Here is a 2,539-nt window from a genome sequence, read left to right as displayed (position 1 = left end):
GACCGGCAGCGAGCAGGAGCGGACGGCAGCGCCGTCCAGGTGCACGGTACAGGCCCCGCACTGGGCGATGCCGCATCCGAATTTGGTGCCGGGCAGATCCAGGTGATCCCGCAGCACCCACAACAGCGGGGTGTCCGGGGCTGCATCCACCTGGTGCTCTTCATTATTGATGTTGAGTGTAAATGTTGTCATAATTCCCGTGTTAACCGGTTAACAATAACTATATGTTACGATTCCCGACCTGCCATATCCTGGTCTGCAACCATAAACGGCTGGTTGTAATATCGCGTGCCCGTGGCCTGGTAAAGAGCATTCGCGAACGCCCCAATAACAGGCGGCAGCGGCGGTTCTCCCAGGCCGGTTGGATGGATATCGCTCTCAACAAAGAAGACCTCGATCTCCGCGGGCGCCTGCGCATTCCGGATTAAGCTGTAATCGTTGAAGTTATCCTGGTCCGGAGCCCCGTTTTCGAAGGTCAGTTGGCTGTAGAGAGCATGCCCCAGCCCGTCAATAATACCGCCTTCTACCTGGTTGATGGCTCCTTCCCGGTTAACCACAATACCACAATCAACGGCGCACCATACTTTTTGAATGTCGATGGAGTCTCCTTCTTTCACCAGGTCCACCACCTCTGCCACGTATGAATTATGGCAGTAATACGCCGCCACTCCCCGGTAAACGCCCGGCATCGATTGTCCCCAGTTCGATTTATCTCGCACCAGTTTGAGAACGCCCGCGTAGCGTTCAGGATCATAATCATTATTTTCGCCTACAGGATCGTTTATCGCCCGGTCGAACAGTTCCAGCCGAAATTCGATGGGATCTTTACCGGCCGCTTCGGCAAGCTCATCAATAAACGATTGCTCCGCACCCGCAGTAAAATTCGATCGGGGTGCGCGCCAGGCACCCGTCGTGATATTTGTTTCTACTCCGACATTCACAGAAGAATAGTGGTCAACAGTCCCGGCGGGATACCGGTTCGCAAAAAGCGGGCTTGACGGGATGCCGGCTCCTTTGGCCTGGAATGTCAGCAGGTTTCCATTGCCGTCAAGCGAGGCCTTGTAGTTAATGGCGTAGGCGGGCCGATAGGTGCCCTGGGTCATATCATCTTCCCGGGTATAAATCAGTTTTACCGGTCCCCCGATTTTTTGGGAAATGGCAGCAGCTTCCAACCCGAAGTTGCCGTACAACCTCCGGCCGAACCCGCCGCCCATTCTCGTCATATCTACTTTTATGTTGGACTCGGGGATATCCAGCAGCTGGGCCGCCGACGCCCGCAGCGGTTCCGGCGTTTGAATGGGGCCGATCAATTCGGCATGGTCATCGCTGACGTTCGCCCAAAAGTTCATCGGTTCCAGCGTATTGTGAGCCAGAAACGGGGCAGTGTAGGTGCTTTCCACAACGGTTTCCGCCGTCTCAATCGCCTGGTCAGGGTTCCCATCCTGCCGTACGACTTCTCCGGGGTCGTCGGAGATCGCTTCAGCCAGTCTGCGGGAATGATCCTGGCTGCTCTCCAGTTCGCCGGTGGCTTCCCATTCCTCATTTAAAGCACGCTTGGCCTTCATGACCTGCCAGGTGGTTTCCCCCGTAATGACCACCAATTCATTAAAGGCATTGACATCTGACCATTGTGGATCATTCAGGCTCGTATCGATGGTAAACACATCATGAATACCCGGCATCGACTTCACCTCGGTGGCGTCAAAAGATTTCAGCTTCATCCCAAAGGCGGGGGGATGCTTGATCATCGCAATGGCGGTGCCTTCCCGAGAAAAATCAATCCCGAATAACGGCTTGCCCGTGACAATTTTTTTGCCATCGACATTCTTTATGTACTTGCCTATCAGTTTGAAATCTTTCGTGTCCTTCAGTGGCACTTCGTCAGGTATGGGAATGTCAACCGCGGCGGAGGCTACCGCTCCATAGTTGAGGCGGTCCCCGGTGTTGGGGTTTGTAATAATGCCGTTTTCGGTGATGAGATCCCTGACATTGGCGCCCCATTGTTTAGCTGCCGCCGCCACCAGCAAGTACCGGGCCGTGGCGCCCGCCATCCTGAGGCTGTCCCATCCCTGGCGGATCGACTGGCTGCCCCCCGCCAACTGGCGGGTATATTTATTTGTATCGAGCGGCGCCTGTTCCACGGTTACCTGCTCCCAGTCGACATCCATCTCTTCGGCGACGATGAGTGGCATCGACGTCTTTACGTTCTGGCCGATTTCCGGGTTAGGAGACAAAATGGTGACCTTGCCATCCGGGGCAATCTTGATGTAGGCGTTGATATCGAACAGGTCATCCGGCAGATTGTCGACATCAGCCCCCTCGGCCACTGATGACATCCAGCTGAACCCGATCATGAGTCCACCGCCCCCAAGGGCCATCGTTTTTAGAAAAGATCGTCTTCCCATCGAAGTTTTTGCGCTTCCCATAATACCAGAATTTTAAGTGTTTGCGGCTGTTTTGATAGCTTTTCGAATTCTCAGGTAGGTACCGCAGCGGCACAAGTTGCCATTCATTGCGGACTTGATTTCTTCGTCTGAAG

General features: G+C 54.5%; 3 protein-coding genes. All 3 read right to left on the bottom strand.

Features of this window, described 5'->3' with window-relative positions; genetic code table 11:
- Positions 1-192 (bottom strand): (2Fe-2S)-binding protein (locus tag ACG2F4_RS19200; protein ID WP_395262560.1); only part of this gene is annotated, 192 nt, incomplete at its 3' end.
- Between the two features lie 35 nt (positions 193-227).
- Positions 228-2,405, bottom strand: coding sequence for a molybdopterin cofactor-binding domain-containing protein (locus tag ACG2F4_RS19195; RefSeq protein WP_395262559.1), 2,178 nt, complete (start codon positions 2,403-2,405; stop codon positions 228-230).
- Positions 2,406-2,438: 33 nt separating this feature from the next.
- A partial coding sequence (locus ACG2F4_RS19190) for a 2Fe-2S iron-sulfur cluster-binding protein (protein WP_395262561.1) occupies positions 2,439-2,539 on the bottom strand: 101 nt, incomplete at its 5' end.

This window comes from Halalkalibaculum sp. DA3122, assembly GCF_043951865.1.
In the GTDB taxonomy this organism is placed as follows: domain Bacteria; phylum Bacteroidota; class Rhodothermia; order Balneolales; family Balneolaceae; genus JAMQKA01.
This window is presented reverse-complemented; position numbering and strand designations above follow the sequence as displayed.